Origin of the sequence: Endozoicomonas atrinae (assembly GCF_001647025.1) — a bacterium.
Lineage (GTDB): Bacteria > Pseudomonadota > Gammaproteobacteria > Pseudomonadales > Endozoicomonadaceae > Endozoicomonas > Endozoicomonas atrinae.
Map to the genome: position 1 here is coordinate 12,137 of NZ_LUKQ02000027.1, position 21,005 is coordinate 33,141.

General features: G+C 49.3%; 13 protein-coding genes. 6 read left to right on the forward strand and 7 right to left on the reverse strand.

From position 1 onward, the window contains the following. Positions 1–2: 2 nt before the first annotated feature. The 3 genes from AK963_RS05780 to nagE all read right to left on the reverse strand — a co-directional run bounded on the left by AK963_RS05780 (position 3) and on the right by nagE (position 7,064). Complete coding sequence (locus AK963_RS05780; RefSeq protein ID WP_238593650.1) at positions 3–2,507, reverse strand: DMSO/selenate family reductase complex A subunit; 2,505 nt, start codon at positions 2,505–2,507, stop codon at positions 3–5. Between the two features lie 229 nt (positions 2,508–2,736). Next, positions 2,737–5,289, reverse strand: coding sequence for a phosphoenolpyruvate--protein phosphotransferase (ptsP, locus tag AK963_RS05785; protein ID WP_066014517.1), 2,553 nt, complete (start codon positions 5,287–5,289; stop codon positions 2,737–2,739). Continuing rightward, positions 5,286–7,064, reverse strand: a complete 1,779-nt coding sequence (nagE, locus tag AK963_RS05790; protein WP_066014518.1) for an N-acetylglucosamine-specific PTS transporter subunit IIBC — start codon at positions 7,062–7,064, stop codon at positions 5,286–5,288. Before nagE ends, ptsP begins: the two co-directional genes overlap by 4 nt. Positions 7,065–7,453: 389 nt before the next feature. On the opposite strand from nagE, the gene nagB reads away from it, so the two are divergent. From nagB to AK963_RS05805, 3 genes are all read left to right on the forward strand, one after another. Beyond that, positions 7,454–8,254: a glucosamine-6-phosphate deaminase gene (gene nagB, locus AK963_RS05795; RefSeq protein WP_066014519.1), complete on the forward strand. Its 801-nt coding sequence runs from the start codon at positions 7,454–7,456 to the stop codon at positions 8,252–8,254. Position 8,255: 1 nt separating this feature from the next. Then, complete coding sequence (gene nagA / locus AK963_RS05800; protein ID WP_066014520.1) at positions 8,256–9,434, forward strand: N-acetylglucosamine-6-phosphate deacetylase; 1,179 nt, start codon at positions 8,256–8,258, stop codon at positions 9,432–9,434. Between the two features lie 174 nt (positions 9,435–9,608). Further along, on the forward strand, positions 9,609–10,814 hold the full coding sequence (locus AK963_RS05805; protein WP_066014521.1) for an ROK family protein: 1,206 nt from the start codon (positions 9,609–9,611) through the stop codon (positions 10,812–10,814). Here AK963_RS05805 and AK963_RS05810 read toward each other — a convergent pair. Beyond that, positions 10,804–12,006: a hypothetical protein gene (locus tag AK963_RS05810; RefSeq protein ID WP_139117265.1), complete on the reverse strand. Its 1,203-nt coding sequence runs from the start codon at positions 12,004–12,006 to the stop codon at positions 10,804–10,806. The genes AK963_RS05805 and AK963_RS05810 overlap by 11 nt on opposite strands. 131 nt (positions 12,007–12,137) lie before the next feature. On the opposite strand from AK963_RS05810, the gene AK963_RS05815 reads away from it, so the two are divergent. After that, complete coding sequence (locus tag AK963_RS05815; protein WP_066014523.1) at positions 12,138–13,397, forward strand: sterol desaturase family protein; 1,260 nt, start codon at positions 12,138–12,140, stop codon at positions 13,395–13,397. Between the two features lie 122 nt (positions 13,398–13,519). Here AK963_RS05815 and AK963_RS05820 read toward each other — a convergent pair whose 3' ends face one another. Both AK963_RS05820 and AK963_RS05825 read right to left on the reverse strand, forming a co-directional pair. Further along, entirely contained in the window at positions 13,520–14,260 is a 741-nt protein-coding gene (locus AK963_RS05820; protein ID WP_066014524.1) for a hypothetical protein, read from the reverse strand. A gap of 38 nt (positions 14,261–14,298) precedes the next feature. Beyond that, complete coding sequence (locus AK963_RS05825) at positions 14,299–16,437, reverse strand: FAD-dependent oxidoreductase (protein WP_066014525.1); 2,139 nt, start codon at positions 16,435–16,437, stop codon at positions 14,299–14,301. Between the two features lie 139 nt (positions 16,438–16,576). Here AK963_RS05825 and hemB point away from each other — a divergent pair, with 139 nt between their 5' ends. Together hemB and ppk1 are read left to right on the forward strand one after the other, a co-directional pair. Next, positions 16,577–17,578, forward strand: coding sequence for a porphobilinogen synthase (gene hemB, locus AK963_RS05830; protein WP_066014526.1), 1,002 nt, complete (start codon positions 16,577–16,579; stop codon positions 17,576–17,578). Positions 17,579–17,767: 189 nt separating this feature from the next. Continuing rightward, positions 17,768–19,957: a polyphosphate kinase 1 gene (gene ppk1 / locus AK963_RS05835; RefSeq protein WP_066014527.1), complete on the forward strand. Its 2,190-nt coding sequence runs from the start codon at positions 17,768–17,770 to the stop codon at positions 19,955–19,957. Between the two features lies 1 nt (position 19,958). On the opposite strand, the gene AK963_RS05840 is transcribed toward ppk1, so the two are convergent. Beyond that, on the reverse strand, positions 19,959–20,762 hold the full coding sequence (locus AK963_RS05840) for a carbon-nitrogen hydrolase family protein (RefSeq protein WP_066014528.1): 804 nt from the start codon (positions 20,760–20,762) through the stop codon (positions 19,959–19,961). Between the last annotated feature and the right edge of the window lie 243 nt (positions 20,763–21,005).

The window sequence follows — 21,005 nt, forward strand, 5'->3', positions numbered from 1 at the left end:
TGTTATGCCTTGGCAATTTCAACCAGATTACTGTGCTGGGGATTTCCCTTGGCCAGTGGTGATGGGCGCTGGGTCGTCAAGGTATTCATACATGCTCCACGATCCACACCTTTTCGGTCTGGTGCGTACCAGCTGCCCTGCCCCATAGCGACGACGCCTGGCATGATGCGCTCGGTTACTTTCGCAGCAACACGGATCTCACCACGGTCATTCCAGACCTTCAGCATTTCACCGTCTTTGATATTGCGCTTCTGGGCATCTACAGGGTTGATCCACACTTCCTGCCGGTTGGTTTCGCGCAGCACATCCACGTTGCCATAAGTGGAGTGAGTACGGGCTTTAAAGTGGAAACCAAACATCTGCAGCGGATACTGTTCAGCATGCTCTGCTTCATGTCCTTCCCAGGAAGAAGCGTATTCTGGCAGTGCCCGGATAATATCGCTCTCACCCAACACCCAGCTGGAAGCGATATCAGCAAGACGCTCAGAATAAATCTCAATCTTTCCAGAAGGCGTCGCCAGTGGGTTAGCTTCCGGATTTTCACGGAAAGCACGGAACTCCACATGAGGCTCACCCGGATTCTTCTGTTTGACGATGCCCATTTCACGGAAGGCATCAAAATCCAGATCACCCAGCTCAGGGTTCATCTTTTGGGATTCCCCATAGATATGACGCAGCCAGGCCTCCTGATCACGACCTTCAGTATATGCCTGCTCAACGCCCAGACGCTTGGCAATGCCAGTACACATGTCGTACACAGAGCGGCACTCATACAAAGGCTCAACCGCCGTATCACAGAAGATGGTGTAACCCATATTTCCGCAGGAACCATTCGGGGCAAAATCAGGCTGTTCTGCTGCGGTCAGGTCAGGCAGCAGAATATCGGCATAGCGGGCACTGGCCGTCATGTGGTTATCAATGACCACAATCATTTCGCACTTGCTGTCATCCTGCAGAATCTCATGGGTGCGGTTGGTATCCGCATGCTGGTTGATGATGCAGTTGCCCGCATAGTTCCAGATAAACTTAATTGGCTGACTCAGGCGTTCAGCACCACGAATACCATCAGTCTTGTCAGTCATCTCATCATGACGGGTGATGGCATCAGTCCACAGGAACATGGGGATGGATGTATTAACCGGGTTACTCAGGGTCGGGAATGCAGCAAACGGCATGGAGTAACTGCCTTCACGGGCACCAGTACCACCACCAGGAAGACCCACATTGCCAGTCATCACAGCCAGCATACAGATGGCACGACTGGCCTGCTCACCATTGGCAGTACGCTGAAGTCCCCAACCCTGCATGATGTTACAGGGTTTGGTCATGGCGATTTCGCGCGCCAGACGAATGATGGTTTCTGCAGGTACAGAGGTAATTTTTGCAGCCCACTGAGGGGTCTTTTCAACACCGTCTTTGCCTTGGCCCAGAATATAGGATTTCCAGGAAGAGCCTTTCGGTGCACTGGCAGGCAGAGAACTTTCATCGTAGCCGACGGTGTACTTGCTCAGAAAGTCGTTATCTACCAGATTTTCGGTAATCATCACCCACGCCATACCTGCTACCAGCGCGGCATCGGTGCCCGGGCGCAGAGGAACCCACTCATCATTGGCTCCCAGGGTCGTATCCGTCATGCGCGGATCAAAGGTGATCATGCGTGCATTACTACGCTTACGGGCTTCAGCCAGGTGATAAATAACACCGCCACCGCTCATACGGGTTTCTGCCGGGTTATTACCGAAATTGACCACCAGTCGTGTATTAACCAGGTCGGAAGTACAGTTATTACCAACCCAGCTACCACCAAACATATACGGCAGGCTGATAGCAATCTGAGCAGTACTGTAATCACCGTAGTGATTAAGATAACCACCCCAGCAGTTCATCAGACGGGCAATTGGTGTTGCCGCAGGCGGCCAGGACTTGGAAACCGTGCCTCCCAACGTGCCAGTGCAATAGTTGAGGTAAATGGCTTCATTGCCATATTCTTTTTTGATGCGCTTGAGGTTGTCAGCAATGGTGTCAAACGCTTCATCCCAGCTGATGCGCTCAAATCGACCTTCACCACGCTTACCCACACGTTTCATCGGGTATTTCAGACGGTCAGGGTTGTAGACGCGCTTACGGAAAGAACGGCCACGGAGACAGGCACGAACCTGGTGGTCACCATAGACATCTTCACCGGTGTTATCGGTTTCGGTATGGATGATAACGCCATCTTTTACCTGATGACGCAGTGCGCAGCGGGAGCCACAGTTTACCGTACAGGCAGACCAGACTGACTTGATCTCTTCAGCCGACGCAGTCTCTACAGCAGAAGATGCTGAGGCCTTCAGAGGCAGTGTATTGGCAGCAACCACAGCTGCGCTGCCTGCAGCGGTTCCCCACTTCATAAACGTTCTTCGCTTCACGGTGGAAGCAAGTGCCTTATCCACAATCTCTTTCATCGATATCGCCGTCGCAAGCCCATCATTAACCATGGTCGTGATCACAGACTGCTCAGACAATTATCAATTTCTGCCTCCCTGCAGACATAAAGGTGTGAACAAAAAAGTGCCGACGACCAAATAGCGGGCATCATAATTGGATATCTATTAGCCAACGGATGATCTGGATCAAAGCCCTATGACTTATAGGGTAATTACGGATCAGGGGAGAAATCTTCATATTACAGAGGGCAATAAAAAAGCCCCATGACCAAGGCCACGGGGCTTTCAGAAAGACCGTTATCTGCAATCAGGCAGTCAAACGTCTTACGTCTTCTACTGAATCAAGCGTCAGTGCTTCACGAGCCAGGCTCTGACACTGCTCATAGTTCAGGCTGCGAACACGGGCCTTAACCACCGGAATTGCCGGCACGCTGATGGACAGCTCCTGAACACCCAGGCCGACCAGAATGGGCACTGCATTCGGGTCACTGGCCAGGCTTCCGCAGATTCCCGTCCACTTACCTTCTTTATTAGCTGCTTTCACCGTCATATCAATCAGGCGCAATACGGCAGGGTGAAGACCGTCAACACGGGCAGCCAGTTTTGGATGACCACGGTCAACGGCCAGTGTGTACTGAGTCAGGTCATTGGTACCAATAGAGAAGAAGTCCACTTCTTTGGCGAAATGATCGGCCAGCAGCGCAGCAGAAGGCACTTCAATCATGATACCCACTTCTACGGTTACACCAGCCTTCTCCTGCTCTTCCAGCACCAGCTTTTTCACAGCGCGGAATTCATCCAGAGAGCTGATCATCGGGAACATGATACGGGCATGACCGGCATGAGCAGCTTTCAGGATTGCACGAACCTGCTTACGCAACATGGTTGGACGGTTAATACCGATACGGACACCACGTTCACCCAGGAATGGGTTCTCTTCCCTTGGCAGCGGCAGATATGCCAGAGGCTTGTCACCACCTACGTCCAGAGTACGGATAATGACCGGACGATCTTTACCCATAGCACCCAGAATACCTTCATAGGCTTTTACCTGCTCATCCATGGATGGCTCGGTAGCACGCTCCATATAAAGGAACTCGGAACGCAGCAGACCAACCGCTTCCGCCCCCATTTTGACCGCTTTTTCAGCGTCATCCTGGTTGGCGATATTGGCAGCGATCTCAACATGATGACCATCCAGAGTCACTGCAGGCTGGTCAGCCACTTTCAGCGCAGCCTCATGCTCAGCTGCAGCACGCTCCTGGCGGGCAACCGTTCTGGCGATCTCTTCCTGAGTAGGATTCACCAGCATGTAACCCTTGTTGGTATTAAGGATTACATCGGTACCGTTCTCGTACTGACGAACGCTGGCCGGTACGTTGACCAGGTAAGGAATATTCAGCGAACCAGCAAGAATGGCAGCATGGGAAGTAGCACCGCCATGCAGGGTAACGATACCGATAACCCGCTTGCGATCCAGTGTCACCACTTCAGAAGGCGTGATGTCTTCCAGGCAGAGAATCGTATTTTCAGGCAGCTGATCAGTACCACCCTCAACACCCATCAGGTAGCGCAGAACCCGAAGACCAACGTCTTCTACATCAATGGCACGGGCCGCCAGCATCGGGTTATCCAGCTTGCGCATTTCATCTGCTTCTGCCAGAAAACTTCTGTGCCAGGCCCACATGGCGCTCTTGCCAGATTCAATCAGCTCACGGGCACGTTCACTGATGGCAGGATCTTCCAGCAGCTGCTGATGGGCAACAAAGACTTCAGCATGACCACCAACGTGATCCGCTTCCATTTTGGTAACCAGCTGCTGCAGGGATTCCTGAGCCTTCTGGATACCGTAGCCAAGCTGGCCCAGTTCGTCGCTGACACCTACACCCTCTTCAGGGTAGTCTGGCAGTTCGTGAATCAGGTGATGCAGCTTACCAATGGCCATACCCGGCGCAGCTTTGACACCAGGTAAACGACCATCGGAGCCTTCTACCGGTCCAAGCAGTGGCGCTTCTTCTTCCATCGCTTCATCAGCGCTTGGAAGAACATCGGAAACCTCCTCACCAAGACCACTTCGGAAACCATCAAGAATCGCTTCCATTGCGTCTTTGGCATCAGGGCCGGTAACGGTGATTTGCAGGTTAGAACCCAGCACCGTCTGCAGCCCCATAAGCGCAGTCAGACTGTTGGCCTTGCTTTCTTTACCATTGTCTTTATTCAGAATCATCACTTCAGAATTGAAGCGTTTGATGATCTGAATCAGCGTGGCAGAAGGACGTGCATGAAGACCCAGAGGGTTCTTCAACACAAAATCTTCTGTCAGGGTAATGCTGTCCTGACGGCTGTATTTGCTTTCGGTCGACATTTGCTTTTCAGGCTCAGCACCAATCGCAAATACGGTATCCTGCCCCGCTTTTACTTCTGTACGGGGGTTAACAACCACACCGGTTTCACCGGTCGTGATCATCATTGCTGTCTGCAGACTGGCTGCCTTGGCTCCCACAAACTCGGGATCAAAAGACAGCAACTCCTGACCAACAGACACTTTGTCGCCTATTTTGACGTTTGTCTCAAAGCCTTCACCACGCAGAACAACAGTATCAATACCCACATGGATCAACACTTCCACGCCGGAATCTGTCTTGATAGCCACTGCATGCTTGGAATCATGCAGCTGACTGATGGTACCGGCGCAAGGCGCCAGTACCACAGAATCCGTTGGGTTTATCGCAACACCATCACCTATCAACCGGCCGGCAAATACCGGGTCAGCTGATTCCTCGATGGATAACAGCATTCCAGACAGAGGAGCAACGAGTGACAGTTGGCAAGGCTTGCCCTCATTTTTGAGGAGAGTCATGCAGAAACCTCAACATTGGAAAGATCGTCCGTCACCGGGATCTTTTTCATTTCATCAGCAATCATTTCAGCCTGAGGACCAACGACGATTTGCAGGTTCTTCTCACCCACACGTACCACCGCAGTTGCACCCAGAGCCTTAATGCTGTCATCACTGACGCTGGAAGCGTCTTTCAGAGTCAGACGCAGACGAGTGATGCAGGCATCAATCTGAGTAACGTTCTGATGACCACCCAGTACCTTCAGGCACTGACGGGCAAACAGAGCATTATCCAGTGGTTTTACTTCCACTTCTTTCTTCACTGTCCCATGAGAAACAGTCGCCGCTACTTCCTGAGCCTGACCAGGTAACTGGATAGTACTCAGATCTTCAGTAGCCGCAATTTTCTTCATCTCACCGGCGATGATTTCAGCCTGTGGACCAAGAATAATCTGCAGGTTTTTCTCACCTACACGAATCATGCCGCTGGCACCCAGCGCCTTGATGACACTCTCATCAGCAACAGACGGGTCTTTCAGGGTCAGACGCAGACGGGTAATACAGGCATCGATGTTGGTTACGTTATCCAGACCACCGATCGCCTTGGTGAACTGACGAGCCTGGTAAGCGTTGTCGCTCATACCCTGCTTGTCCAACACGGATGCTTCGACTTCCACAGCACTGTCGTCTTCATCTTCACGACCTGGTGTTTTCAGGTTGAACATCTTGATGGCGAAGTAGAAAACGCAGAAGTAGATGGCAGCAAATGCCAGACCAATAACAACCAGAGTCCATGGGTTAGTTGCCAGACCCCAGTTTAGCACCATGTCAAACAGACCGGCGGAGAAGCCGAAGCCACTCAGAACGCCCATGGCATTGGTAACGACCAGAGAAACACCAGTCAGCACAGCGTGAGCGGCATACAGACCAGGAGCCAGGAACATGAACATGAATTCCAGAGGCTCAGTAATACCGGTCAGGAATGCAGTCAGGGCAACAGAGAAAAGAACACCACCAACCTGTGCACGACGGCTCTTATGAGCAGTGAGGTACATGGCCAGAGCCGCAGCAGGCAGACCGAACATCATGACAGGGAAGAAACCGGTCATGAACACTCCGGCAGTTGGGTCACCAGCAAAGAAGCGATGCAGGTCACCGTTGACTACGCCACCGGCAGCATTGGTAAAGTCGCCCAGACCAAACCAGAAGTAAGAGTTCAGAACGTGATGAAGACCAAAAGGAATCAGGCCACGGTTCAGGGTACCGTAAACAAACTGACCAACCGGGCCAGATCCGGCAACACCGTGACCAAAAGCATCAATACCATTTTGAATCGCAGGCCAGATATAGCCACAGGCCCAACCGATCGCCAGCATGAACAGACCGGTCATGATCGGTACCAGACGCTTGCCGCTGAAGAAGCCAAGATACGCTGGCAGCGATACCGCATGAAAACGGTTGTAGGAATGACCGGCAACGATACCGCTGATGATACCGCCGAAGAAGGACATATCGATGTCAGGATTAATGGTTGCCGTCGTTGCTTTCAGAATAAAAAAGCCAACAGCACCAGCGATCGCTGCAGCACCGGCGCCATCAACCGCCAGGCCTACTGCAATACCCATGGCGAACAGCAGCGCCAGATTACTGAAAATCGCGTTACCCGCCTGCGCCATAAAGGGAATATCCAGCAAATCAGGCTGGCCCAGACGGAGCAGCAAGGCTGCGACAGGAAGAACGGCAATAGGCAGCATCAGCGCCTTACCGAGTTTCTGCAAGTAACCCAAGATGTTCATGATTGATCAACCATTAATTCTTTATAGTGAGAGTGTCTATCTGTGTGCCGTTAAATCTTACTGATTTATTTTTCAAAAAAAAATAAAAAACCCAAATAAGTTGACTCAGGTCATCATTTGAAGACATTTTCTACCCGTTGAGCACATTGTAAACCGCCTTTATTTTTCATTGAAAAATAAATAAGCTATGATAAATAACATCACAGTTCCCCTGAGCAGATTAGAGAAGCCATTCGAAATTCTGCTACCGGATTCTCACTCAGAACGCACTGCAGGTCGTATACTTCAAACTACACGACACTGAATAATTCAGACCGCTGATGAGACAACCGGTCAGCTTACCAGCAGACTGATCGAGCACAGCTACTCTTCCATATGGAGTTTACGACATGCGCTTTATACCTCTGAAAGACAAGCCAGCAGTTGGTCGTTGGGCTGCCCGATACATTGTCAGCCGTATCAAGGCATTTAATCCGACTCCTGAGCGCCCCTTTGTACTCGGCCTGCCTACCGGCGGCACACCAATCCCGACTTATCAGGAACTGGTTCGCCTGCACAAGGAAGGGGAAGTAAGCTTTGCCAATGTTGTTACCTTCAATATGGACGAATACGTTGGCCTGCCTGCTGACCATCCTGAGTGCTACCGGATGTTCATGCACCGTAACTTCTTTGATCATGTCGATATCCCGGCAGCAAACATCAATTTCCTGGATGGCAATGCCGAAAACCTGGAAGCCGAGTGCCTGCGCTATGAAGAAGCGATTAAAGGTTATGGTGGCATTGAGCTGTTCATGGGCGGTGTCGGACACGATGGGCACATCGCATTTAATGAACCCGGCTCTTCACTATCCTCCCGTACCCGCCTGAAGACTCTGACCACTGAAACCCGTGAAGCCAACGCACGCTTCTTTGATCAGGACATCAGTCAGGTACCAAAACTGGCACTTACTGTAGGTGTAGGAACGGTTCTGGATTCCCGTGAGCTGATGATTCTGGCTACTGGTTCTGATAAATCCCGTGCCGTTCAGGCCACGGTTGAAGGATCAGTCAACCATATGTGGACAATCTCAGCCCTCCAGCTTCACCCAAAAGCAATGATGATCTGTGATGATCCTGCGACTCTGGACCTGAAAGTTCGCACTCTGCGCTACTTTCAGGATATTGAGTCTGAAAACATCAAGGACTTTTGATATGTCTGCGGATCTAGTCATCAGCCCGGAAAAGACGTATGCCCTGGTCAACTTCAAACCACTTACCGGTGATCCAGAGCAATCGTCTATTGATACCATCATTATAGAGAATGGCCGAATTTCGGCCATTGGCAAGGCAGAGGATGTTGCTGGTGCCAACAGCCTTGAAAAGGTCGATCTCGGTGGTCTGACATTGAGCCCAGGCTTTATCGACCTGCAACTAAACGGCTGTGGTGGTGTTCTATTTAACAGTGATATCTCCATCAAGACGCTGGATATCATGCATGAGGCAAACCTCCGCTCAGGCTGTACTGCATTTCTTCCTACGCTGATTACCAGCAGCGATGAAGATATGCGACAAGCGGTTAATGTCACCCGGGAATACATGGCTATGCACCCGGACCGCGTACCCGGTGTTCATCTGGAAGGCCCTTACCTGAATCTTCAGCGCAAAGGCATTCACGATCCGGACTATATCCGTGAGCCATCCTCTGCAATGATCGACTTCTTCTGCGAAAATGCCGACGTCATTGCCATGGTGACACTGGCCCCGGAAGTCTGCCCTGAAGGAACGATTGAAAGGCTGAGCAAGGCGGGCATTATTGTTTCCATTGGCCACACCAATGCCACCTGTGAACAGGCCAAGGCTGCAGAAAAAGCGGGCGCCACATTTGCCACTCATCTGCATAACGCCATGAGCCCCTTGGGTAGCCGTGAACCTGGTGTTGTCGGTGCTATCTTCGACAGTCACACTATTGGAGCCGGTATCATTGCGGATGGTCTCCATCTGTCATGGGAAAACCTGCGCATTGCCCATCGTCTGATGCAGGACCGTCTGGTACTGGTGACCGATGCAACCACACCGGCTGGTACCGATATGGAAACATTCGTCTTCGCTGGACAAACCATCTATCACAAAGATGGTAAGTGCTCCAATGCTGATGGTACGCTTGCCGGCTCCGCACTCACTATGATTGAAGCCGTCGCCAATAGTGTTCGTGAAGGGATTGAGCCTCAGGCTGTGATTCGCATGGCTACCGTCAATGCAGCAAAAGCCATTCATGTTGACAATGAGATGGGAAGCATCGCGGTGGGGCAATTTGCCAACTTTGCTATTTTCGATGACCGCTATACCATGCATGGCACTGTCAGCGGTGGTGAGCTGAAGCTTAAAAAATAACCCTGCCTCTACATTTAAGAGAACCTCAAAGGATCTTAAAAGGAGGGAACCACAGAGATCACAAAGCGCACAAAGAAATGAAGAAAAAATTATCTTTTCTTTCCTTAGTGACCTTTGTGATCTCTGTGGTTAAAAAACTTTTACGCCCCTGCCAGAGCGTGAGAATGAGGATTCATGACTACTGTAATTGCCAATCTGGACTTCGTTAAAGAGCGGAACATATCTGCGGTCTACAAAGCGATTGTGGATCACGGCTCCATCTCAAGAATCCAGATAGCAAGACAATGTCGTTTGGCTGCCGGTAGCGTTACCCGTATCACCCGACAGCTGATGGAAGCAGGTCTGATTGTTGAGCAGGAACAACAAACCTCTGAAAGAGGTCGTCGGGCTACATCGCTGGCTCCCAGGCAGGGACAGATCCAGATTCTTGCTGCAAGAGCAGGAAGAACCAAGCTTCACCTGGGATTGTGTGACCTCTCCGGAAAGCTGCTGGCTAAATACTCAGAACCTATTCAGCCTTTGAATCAGGTTGAATTTACTGAGCAGCTGATTTCAACACTCAGAAAATTCCTCAAAACACATAAAAAGCATATTCATTGCCTTGCCGGTGTTGGGATAACAACACCCGGTCTGGTCAATTCAGCAAAAGGTATTATTACCTTTATGCCTCACCTTTCTGTCAGCAACCTCCCTCTAGCAGAGCAGGTTTCTGACGCACTGGGGATTCCCTGCTTTATCAATAACTTTATATCCTCCATGGCGCTGGCCGAGCATCACTTTGGTGTCAGCCGTGGGTTTAAAAACAGTCTCTTTGTCAGCGTCCATAACGGTGTCGGTGCAGGCATGATTCTGGATGGAAAACTCTACGAGGGCAGTACTCTGGCCGTCGGAGAGATTGGACATATTCAGATCGACCCACTTGGAGAACGTTGTTACTGCGGTAACTTTGGCTGTCTGGAAACACTGGTCTGTAACCCCGCTATCGAAAAGCGCTGCCATAAACTGCTTGAATCGGGAGTTCCGAGCACACTGACAAAAAAGGCAGATATCACTGCAATCTGCAATGCCGCTAACGATGGGGATCAACTGGCAAATGACCTGTTGAAAGAGGCTGCGGGTAATCTCGGCAGAGCAATAGCCATGAGTGTCAACTTGCTGAGGCCAGACCGGGTAGTTCTTGCCGGTGAGATCTGTGGAGCTTCCAACATTATCCATCCCGTAATCAAACACTGTCTGAAAACACAGACGGTTTCAGTAAATGAAAACCTGGAAACCAAGGTCGTTTATTCGAAACTTTATGACAGTCCATGGTATGGAGGCTTTACTCTTGTGAGAAGAGCTCTACTCGAAGAAGGGCTTCTGTTGAAGCTTATCCATTAACTGTAACCTTTGTTACTGCTGATTCCTCTACATCAAAAGTCCAAATGCTTGAGCTTGAGGTAGATGGAGCTGTCACGGGTTCCACTTCGACACGAATATTATCCATATTAATGTTTGAATTTTTAAGAACAAAACTAATAATCGTTTCTATCGTAGGCCTGTTGATGGCGTTGCGGTTATGACACTTACATCGAATGTCATGCACTCCCTCTGCAATCTTGTCCAGTACATTAGCTTCCGTTAAGCCAGATTTTGCAGAAAGCTGATACATCAATACAGCAGCGGGGCTTCTGTTGGTTCCACCTTCACAATGAACTTGTGTATTTTCAGAGCCAAAACGGCTGACAATTCTTTCGGATATCTCGTGTTCTAATCGAACATGCTCAGACCAGCAAAAAATTTGATCAACAGTCACCTGAAATGTTTCTCTGCTATCAGCACTATTATTCGATTTTGGAGGAGTCAACTCAAGAGTAACTGCTCTTGCAATGATAGTTTCCTGTTCAACGGCAGGTTCTTGTTCTGAAAAGGGTTTCGGAGTTACAGGCCTTCCCGCTACGATCGACTGAATATCGTTAAGCTGCTCTATACTTATTACTTTGACTTGATAGCCATTTTTGAAGCTTCTGGAATCCCCTTTATTGAGCGGCAAAGAGGTAAGCTGGAATTTAGCATTCCCTTCTGGCGGCATATATTTAGGCCTTTCAGGAGCATCTGCAAAGGCAATAACGTTCTTAATACCCTGAGCAGCAACAGATTTCCAAAAATCAGCACAAAAATCTTCTGCAATATCATCAGTATTCTTTTCTGGAATCAGCGAGTGGACAAATATTTGATTATCAGCATCAGGCTCACCTTGGACATTGTATAAATGAAGTAAGCCATTTTCAGAAACAACAGGGCTACTATATCGAGAGAATTCCATTGTTGACAGCTTTAATTCCACTGCCATAGCAAGACGAGGTATCAAAGTTTCGCAGTCTGCTTGATTAAACGAACATACTAATTCAGGCTTAACAATTACCCCTCTTCGCTCCCACAATGCAGCCTCGTGTGATTTTTTTTGTGGACACGTATCGCTTTCCGACCATCCTCTTTGCCGTTTTATCCCATGCCTTTGCAAGCTTTCATTACTGGATGAATCCCTTGGAGGGAAAGGTGTAGTAAAGAATGATGGTCGTTCTACAGGCATATAGAGTACATTTTGCTTGTGTTTAGAAAACAGTGGACAACAGAGAAACATTGGAGTTCAAAACAAGCATTTATTTCTTACCTGACTACATGTTAGAAATAAGAGCATAAAAATAATAACCAAGGCTCCCGATGAACCCGATTGTGTATGCCATACCAACCTTCTTTCTGATGATTTTTATTGAAATCATCGTCACCATCATTCGCAAGAAAGATTATTATCGAATTAACGATGCCATAAACAGCCTGAGTACCGGGATGCTTAATGTCACCACCGGCGTCATCTTCAAATTAGGTATCTACACCCTTATTTATCATTATGCAGCGCTCTTTTCATTGGATGGCAACGCCTTATGGGTATGGGCTCTAGGATTTGTATTGCAGGACTTCTTCTATTACTGGAACCACCGAAAAGGGCATGAGATCAATCTTCTCTGGGCCGCCCACTCAGTGCATCACCAGAGTGAGGAATATAACCTGACGACTGCTCTGCGCCAGACCAGCACAGGCTTTCTTTTCTCCTGGGTTTTCTACGTTCCCATGGCCATTCTTGGCATTCCTCCCCATGTCTTTTTAACGGTAAGCCTGATTAATCTGCTTTATCAATACTGGGTGCATACCCGCCATATTCCAAAGCTGGGATGGTTTGAGCTGTTCTTTGTTACCCCCTCAAATCACAGGGTTCACCATGCAAAAAACCGGAAGTATCTTGATAAAAATTATGGTGGAGTATTTATTATCTGGGATCGCCTGTTCGGTACATTTATTGAAGAGGATGAAAGCTATGAGCCCATTCGCTACGGCACTTTAAAACCCCTGAGAAGCTGGAACCCGGTCTGGGCAAACCTTCATCTTTATACAGAAATGTTCAGGGATGCTGTAAAAACCAAAAGCTGGAAAGACAAACTCACTCTCTGGTTCAGACGCACAGGCTATCGACCTGCAGATGTCTCTTCACCGATGAAGATGCCGGATATTCATGTCTATGAGAACTATAACCCGAAAGCCAGCCAGGGTCTGAAAGTCTATTCATTGACCCACTTTGCCATTCTTGTAATGGCAACCACCGTATTGATGGCCATCAGCCACAACACGCCTTATGGCTTCAATGTACTCTGGACAATTGTTCTTGCTCTGAACCTGATCGGTATTGGCTGGTTACTGGAAAAGTTCACCGGACTGATAGTGATTGAAGCCATACGCTTTGTACTTTCTGGGGCAACCATTTTTGTATCCAATGGGATATGGATTGGTCAGATACCAGACTGGACCTGGCAGTTCGTGATAGTCAGCGGGGCTATTTCACTGCTTGTTCTGCAAACCAGTGGTATTGCCAAGCCAACCTTATATGCTTTAGCCCCAGACGCTGCTGAGGCCAAACCTCATCCTTGAATACAAAAACACAGAGCTCTTCCAGCTGCTCTCACTCAACAGCTGGATCAACAACAGGTCTCATTGCCTGGTGTTTTTTATCGTTGTGGTTGCTTCTTCATCCTGACCAGAAAACTTCAGACTCATAACTGGCGATTCTGCCCATAGAGTCGATAAGCCTCCAGAGCCGATGCTTCATCCACCAGCATTTTCTCAAATTGCTTCAACTCTCCTGCCAGAGGAGACGAAGCTTTGGGAGTCTGCAGTTCAATTTTCAGGTCATTTTCATGAATGATCGATAACTTCAAGTCATGAACGGCTCTAACGTAAGCTCCATCAGCCAGCTTGAAATCACTGACCTCTTCTGCAGCGACGCAGTCTTTTAGACAGTCCACAACCCGTGCCCGATCCTCGGTAACCTTTGACTGCCCTCTGCCCTCCAGAAGATCCAGCCAGAGCTGGGACTGCTCACACTCCAGCTGCAGCTTTCGCAACTCCTGATCGCCGGCTCCCTCTGCCTTACCTTCTCCCAGACGCTGCCATGCCATTTGATTCTTCTGCTGAACCAGGGCAATCATCGCTCCAATCTTTTTCTGTTTATGAATGGGTTTGAGACGAGTGACCATCTTATAGATGGAAGTTGGCAGGAAGTTTTTAATTCTGGCTCTAAAGCTCTTGTTATTGGTCTTGAGACTCTTTCGGGAAGAAGGCTCAGCCAACATAACGCTTCGATTTTTGAGGATTTTTTTCAGCTCTTTGAAGATTTTCTTATCTTCGCTGATGGCAGCCGGCTCTAAATGCGGGCTGTTATCTACTGGTCTCTTTGCAGGATCCTTTATCGGATCCTCTATCGGGCCACCATCAGACGGGTCCGGGTCGCTCATTAAACATCCTTATGCCTATTATGACCCTTTAAGGATAGTCAATGGCGCATCCATGCGTGGTATTTTTCCACAAGAGACAATATCCCCTGGGGGGCATGGGCTTTTTTCCACTCACCGGCAGCATATTTGTTGGCTTCGCTCAGTGTTGGATAGATATGGATGGTTCCCAGAATATTATTTAGACCCAGACCGTGCTTCATGGCGCTGATGTACTCAGCTATCAGCTCCCCAGCGTGATAGCCCACAATGGTGACTCCCAGGATCTTATCCTTTCCGGGCACAGTCAGCACTTTCACAAAGCCCCGGGCTTCTTCATCGGCAATGGCTCGATCCAGGTCATCAATGCCGTATTTGGTCACTTCATAGGTAATTCCCTGCTCGTGAGCTTCCTGCTCATTGAGGCCAACTCTGGCCACTTCTGGGTCGGTAAATGTGCACCAGGGGATCACCGAATAATCCACCTTGAACTTTTTGAAACGACCAAACAAAGCATTCACGGCACAATACCAGGCCTGATGTGCCGCTGTATGGGTAAACTGGTAAGGTCCTGCTACATCACCGCAGGCATAAATATTGGGGTAGCGGGTCTGCATGTAGTCGTTAACCTCAATGGTCCCCGGCTCGGTTAGCTCAATGCCCAGTGTTTCAAGGCCAAGATTTGACGTATTAGCTTGTCGTCCCGTGGCAAAGAGGGCAACATCAAAGTCAATTTCCACTTTCTGGCCTTTAAAACCGGCTTCAAGAAACTGACGCTCTTCTCCAGTGTCGGGATCAAGAAACTTCTGGAAAGAACGAGCTTCGTGTTTCAGCCTCAAGTCGACCCCATCTTGAATAAACTGGTCCATCACCAGTTTCGAGACATCTTCATCTTCACGATGCAATAGCCGGGTTCCGTGATCTACCTGAATGACCTGAACACCCAGTCTGGTAAAGGCCTGAGTCAGCTCGCAGCCAATAGGCCCACCACCAATCACCAGCATCCGGCCCGGTTTCTTTCGTAACTCCCAGATCGTGTCCGATGTGTAGTATTCGACTTTATCAAGGCCAGCCAGGGGTGGAACATAGGGACGACCACCACTGGCGATAATGATATTTCTGGACGTGATTCTTTTACCGGCGACCTCCACTTCCCAGGGGCTGACCAGATGAGCAGAGCCGCTGATACAGTCAACGCCCAGGCCGGAATAGCGCTCTACTGAATCGTGGGGTTCAACCTTGCGAACAACCCCCTGAACCCGCTCCATCACCTTTGAGAAATTGACTTCTCCAGACACATGATCAATACCAAACTCATCAGCCCGCTTAAGGTAATGAGCCATTTTGGCAGAACGAATCAAGGCTTTACTGGGCACACAGCCGGTATTCAGACAATCACCACCCATTTTATGCTTTTCAATAAGTGATACCTTGGCCTTAACCGCTGCAGCAATATAACTGCTGACCAGTCCAGCGGAACCAGCACCAATGACCGTCAGGTTATTATCAAACTGTGCTGGCCGGCTGTAGCCACTGTACAAACGGCGACGTCTCAGCCACTCCATCACCATTCTGGCAATCCATGGAAAAATACCTAAAAGAACAAATGAAGTGATCAATGGTGGCGTTAAAATCCCTTTAAGAGAGAGTTCCTCCACCAGCCCAAGCTGAGCACCGGCATTCACATAAACAGCGGTTCCCGGGAGCATTCCCAACTGGCTGACCCAGCTGAATGTCCAGACCCGCATGGAGGTCAGCCCCATAACCAGATTAATGACAAAGAAAGGAACCGCCGGGATCAGCCTGAGCGTTGCAAGATAGAAGGCACCATCCTTTTTCACACCTTTGTTGATGGTGTTCAGATAGCCCGAAAACTTCTTCTCGACCCAGTCTCTTAATAGGGTTCTTGAAAACAGAAAAGCCAAGGTGGCACCCAGAGTACTGGCAAAAGAAACCAGCAACAGCCCCTGAAACAGCCCAAAAATGGCGCCTGCCACAACCGTAAGTATCGCCGCTCCTGGAAGTGAAAGGCCGGTGACTGTCACGTAGATGGCAAAGAAAGCAGCAGCCGTCAGTACTGGATCATCACGATAAAGTCCCTGAAAGAAATCACGGGTCAGGTATTGCTGGCCGTCCAGTGTATAAAATGCACCAATCGCCATGGCAAGCACTACCAGTAAAAGCCATTTCTTTTTATTCATAACGCCTTCCCATAGCTAAAAACATGCGTTTGGCACGACAATTCCTGCAAACTCATACGTTCTTTCCCGTATAATGCCACTCATATTGTCAAATTAGAAACCGGGGCTGTGTTTAACACCCTCAAAAGGATAAAGAAGTATGATTCAGCGCCCTTTTCCTGCTGCCCGCCCGAGACGTATGCGTTACAACGACTTCTCCCGTCGCCTGATGCGCGAAAGTCAACTTTCCGTCGATAACCTCATCTATCCACTGTTTATCGTCGACGGTAATCAGCAGCGCCAATCGGTTGCCTCCATGCCTGGCGTTGAACGCCTCAGCATTGATTTGCTCCTTGAAGAAGCCGCTGAACTGGTCGAACTTGGTATTCCAGCCATTGCGCTGTTTCCGGTCACACCCGCTGAAAAGAAATCCGAGCTGGCGGAAGAGTCCTGGAACCCGGAAGGTCTTGCCCAGAGAGCCGTTCGGGCATTGAAAAGCCAGTTCCCGGAGTTGGGTGTGATTACCGATGTTGCGCTGGATCCATTCACCTCCCATGGCCTTGATGGCCTGACCAATGAAGACGGTTATGTGGTTAACGATGAAACAGTTGAAGCCCTTGTCCGTCAGGCCCTGTCTCACGCGGAAGCAGGCGCCGATATTGTTGCCCCATCAGATATGATGGATGGTCGGATTGGCGCCATCCGCCAACGCCTGGAAGAGGAAGGCCATATCAATACCCGTATCCTGGCCTACTCTGCCAAATACGCCTCCAACTACTACGGTCCATTCCGGGATGCCGTAGACTCAGCCGGTAACCTTGGCAAAAGCAATAAGTTCAGCTTCCAGATGGACTTTGCCAATAGTGATGAAGCACTTCACGAAGTAGCTGCAGACCTGGCAGAAGGCGCAGATATGGTGATGGTCAAACCAGGTATGCCTTACCTGGATGTCGTTCGTCGCGTTAAGGATGAGTTCAAGGTGCCCGTCTTTGCCTATCAGGTCAGTGGTGAATACGCCATGCACAAGGCCGCTGCTGCCAATGGCTGGCTCAATGGCGACGCAGTCATGATGGAATCTCTGATGTGCTTCCGTAGGGCTGGAGCTGATGCCATTCTGACCTACTTTGCTAAAGATGCCGCCAAGCTTTTGAAAAATATGTAAACGTTCATACTGGGAGAATAGTCTTTCTTATTTCTGTTAGAATAAAATTAATAATGCGACATTCTCCCTGCCTCTATTCGCCGCTCAGAGAGTCGCCTGTTTTCGGGCATTGGTAGCACCTCAAACCCCAGGCCCAGACACAACCCGTCATCAGTCAGGTTTCTGCTATTTTTGCTGAGAAGAGGTCATATGGATAATCCCCAACATACGGATGTTCAAGACACCCAGGCCCAATCATCCGAGCTGTCCGAATCCGTGGTTAGTAAAGCCCCCAAAGTAAGTGATTATCAGAATCCTGACTATTACATCAATCGTGAACTCAGCCATCTGGCGTTTAATTTCCGGGTTTTACAGCAGGCATTAAACGAAGAATACCCTTTGCTGGAGCGCTTCCGTTTTCTGCTGATTTTCAGCTCCAACCTTGATGAATATTTCGAGATCCGTGTCGCGGGTCTGATGCAGCAGGTCGATTTCTCCCGTGAGCAGGTGGGACTGGATGGTATGGGGCCACAGCAGGTCTTGAAAGAAATCAGCCAGAAGGCCAAAGAATACGTTGAGCTTCAGTATCAGATACTGAATGAAAGCCTGTTACCTTCTCTCAGGAAAGAGGGTATTCGCTTTCTGCGTCGCAACGAGCTGACCGAAAAACAGCAGGCATGGATCAAGCGCTTCTTTTACCATGAAGTCATGCCCATCATCAGCCCAATTGGACTGGACCCTGCCCATCCTTTCCCAAGACTGGCGAACAAACTGCTGTGCTTTATTGTCTCTCTGGAAGGAAAAGATGCTTTTGGCCGCGATACCGGTATGGCCATCATCCCTGCGCCACGCTCATTGCCACGTATCGTAAAACTGCCCGAAGATATCTGTGATGGACGGGAAAACGATTATGTCTTTCTATCATCGATCATTCATCGCCATGTCAGTGACCTGTTCCCTGGCATGGATATCAAAGGCTGTTATCAGTTCCGACTGACCCGTAACAGTGACCTGGATCTTGAAGATGAGGTTGAAGACCTGGCCAAGGCACTGCAGGGTGAGCTGCTTTCCCGTAGATACGGTAAAGCGGTACGACTGGAGGTAGCCGACAACTGCCCACAACCATTGGTTGATTTCCTGCTCAATGAGTTTGGCCTGACCAATGAAGAGGTTTACCAGGTCAGTGGCCCGGTAAACCTGACTCGCATGATGTCCATCTGCGATACCAATGACAAACCGGATCTGGTCTTTCCTCCGTTTACTCCTGGCTACCCAAAAGGCCTGCACAGTAAACGCAAGCATAGCAACAACGTACTTGATCTGGTGGCGAAACAAGACATCCTGCTCCACCACCCCTTTGAGTCATTCACGCCAGTGGTGGATATGCTCCGTCAGGCAGCTAAAGACCCTGATGTTCTGGCCATTAGACAGACTCTGTATCGAACCGGTGCTCACTCTGAAATGGTCGATGCTCTGGTAGAAGCGGCTAGACAGGGTAAAGAGGTGACGGTTGTTGTCGAAATCCGTGCCCGGTTTGATGAAGAGGAAAACCTGGCTCTGGCCCGTCGTCTGCAGGAAGCAGGAGCCGTCGTCGTATATGGCGTGGTAGGTTATAAGACCCATGCGAAGATGATGCTGATCGTTCGTCGTGAAGGCCGGCACATCCAACGCTATGCCCACCTCGGTACGGGTAACTATCACGCTGGTAATGCACGCTTGTACACCGATTACAGCCTGCTGACCTGTGACAAGATACTAACCAACGATGTTCATAAGATCTTCCAGCAGCTGACCGGTATGGGACGTGCGGTTCGTGTCAGGAAACTTTTTCATGCCCCTTTCACGCTGAAAAAGAGTCTGATTGATCTGATCAATCAGGAAACGAACAATGCAAAAGAAGGTAAGCCTGCACGCATCATTATCAAAATCAACTCACTCACTGAGTCCCATATTATAAAAGCGCTGTTCAAAGCTTCTCAGGCTGGCGTTGAGGTTGATCTGATTGTCCGTGGTATTTGCTGCCTGAGACCTGGAATTGAGGGGCTCTCTGAGAATATCAGGGTTCGCTCGATTGTCGGGCGGTTTCTTGAACATACCCGCGTCTACTATTTTGAAAATGGTGACGATGATGCATTGGTCTACTGTTCAAGCGCTGATGCTATGATCCGAAACTTGGATATGCGTATCGAAACCTGCTTCCCCATTGAGGATCCAAAACTTGCAGCGCGGATCAAAAAAGAATTGGACTACTATCTCACCGACAATACCCGAAGCTGGCAGCTGCAAAGTGATGGTGAATATGAGAAAAACAGACCAGTTCGGAGTCAGCGTCGACGCAATGCCCAGGAGCGATTGATGGATACACTGGCAATTATCGCCAACAAGCCATCAACTGACTAATTTACAGTCTGCGGTGGTTTAAGCAGGGCATTTGCTGGCGCACTCTCGCCAGCTCACCCAGATCCAGCTCCGCAACAATCACCGCAGCCCCTTCAGCAGGGGCTTCGGCAAGAATATCCCCCCAGGGTGAAATGATCATGCTGTGCCCATAAGTCTGTCGACCATCAGGATGGGTTCCTGCCTGATTGGCTGCCAGAACATAGCACTGATTCTCGATAGCCCTGGCTCTTAGTAGAACTTCCCAATGCGCTTCACCGGTTACTTTTGTGAAGGCAGAAGGTACAGTTAATATCGTTGCTCCCTGCTCCACCAGACAGCGATACAGTTCGGGAAAACGGAGATCATAACAAATCGAAAGACCAACCTTTGCTTGGCCAATATCTACCAGCTCTGGCCTTGCTCCGGGGATAAAATCATCCGATTCTCTATACCGCCCTTTACTATCAGACACCTCTACATCAAACAGATGCATTTTGTTGTAACTGGCAATTTCATCCCCTTCAGGGTTATAAACCAGACATGAAGCATGGTTACGCCCATCACGACTATCATGGATAGGCACTGCCCCCCCTACAAGCCAGCTACCCATTTTTGTTGCCATTGACGACATCCACCCCCTTATATCATCAGCTTTCAAAGCCACTTCAGCCTGAGAACCTCCTAGCATGGCAAAACATTCAGGCAAAACAATAATATCTACGTGCTCTTGTTGATAAGCCATCAACAGACGTTCAATTTCAGCAAGATTTTCAGAAACAATAAGACCCGAGCAAACCTGAACCACCGCCGCCTTAAGTCTACTCATTATTATTTCCCCATGCTTTTTCGCTTAATGGATGATAGTTTGTTTTAAGGAGGCTGTCTGAGAATAGACTGCCCTACTGCGGTGGTAGTAAATTGGTCTAAGAATTCCGTTTTGTTCGACAAATAGAACCACTATTCACCTTACAAAACGGAACTCTTATCCTCAATTTTCTTCCATCCTCAATACGGGCGCTATTCTCGAACAGCCTCCAGGGACTTCATAAAGCTACAAGATAATAAACTT

What these genes read in the sequence shown, in the direction of transcription:
- ptsP (WP_066014517.1), bottom strand. Translation starts at nt 5,289, where the DNA reads ATGACTCTCCTCAAAAATGAGGGCAAGCCTTGCCAACTGTCACTCGTT.
- nagE (WP_066014518.1), bottom strand. Translation starts at nt 7,064, where the DNA reads ATGAACATCTTGGGTTACTTGCAGAAACTCGGTAAGGCGCTGATGCTG.
- nagB (WP_066014519.1), top strand. Translation starts at nt 7,454, where the DNA reads ATGCGCTTTATACCTCTGAAAGACAAGCCAGCAGTTGGTCGTTGGGCT.
- nagA (WP_066014520.1), top strand. Translation starts at nt 8,256, where the DNA reads ATGTCTGCGGATCTAGTCATCAGCCCGGAAAAGACGTATGCCCTGGTC.
- AK963_RS05805 (WP_066014521.1), top strand. Translation starts at nt 9,609, where the DNA reads ATGACTACTGTAATTGCCAATCTGGACTTCGTTAAAGAGCGGAACATA.
- AK963_RS05810 (WP_139117265.1), bottom strand. Translation starts at nt 12,006, where the DNA reads ATGCCTGTAGAACGACCATCATTCTTTACTACACCTTTCCCTCCAAGG.
- AK963_RS05815 (WP_066014523.1), top strand. Translation starts at nt 12,138, where the DNA reads ATGAACCCGATTGTGTATGCCATACCAACCTTCTTTCTGATGATTTTT.
- AK963_RS05820 (WP_066014524.1), bottom strand. Translation starts at nt 14,260, where the DNA reads ATGAGCGACCCGGACCCGTCTGATGGTGGCCCGATAGAGGATCCGATA.
- AK963_RS05825 (WP_066014525.1), bottom strand. Translation starts at nt 16,437, where the DNA reads ATGAATAAAAAGAAATGGCTTTTACTGGTAGTGCTTGCCATGGCGATT.
- hemB (WP_066014526.1), top strand. Translation starts at nt 16,577, where the DNA reads ATGATTCAGCGCCCTTTTCCTGCTGCCCGCCCGAGACGTATGCGTTAC.
- ppk1 (WP_066014527.1), top strand. Translation starts at nt 17,768, where the DNA reads ATGGATAATCCCCAACATACGGATGTTCAAGACACCCAGGCCCAATCA.
- AK963_RS05840 (WP_066014528.1), bottom strand. Translation starts at nt 20,762, where the DNA reads ATGAGTAGACTTAAGGCGGCGGTGGTTCAGGTTTGCTCGGGTCTTATT.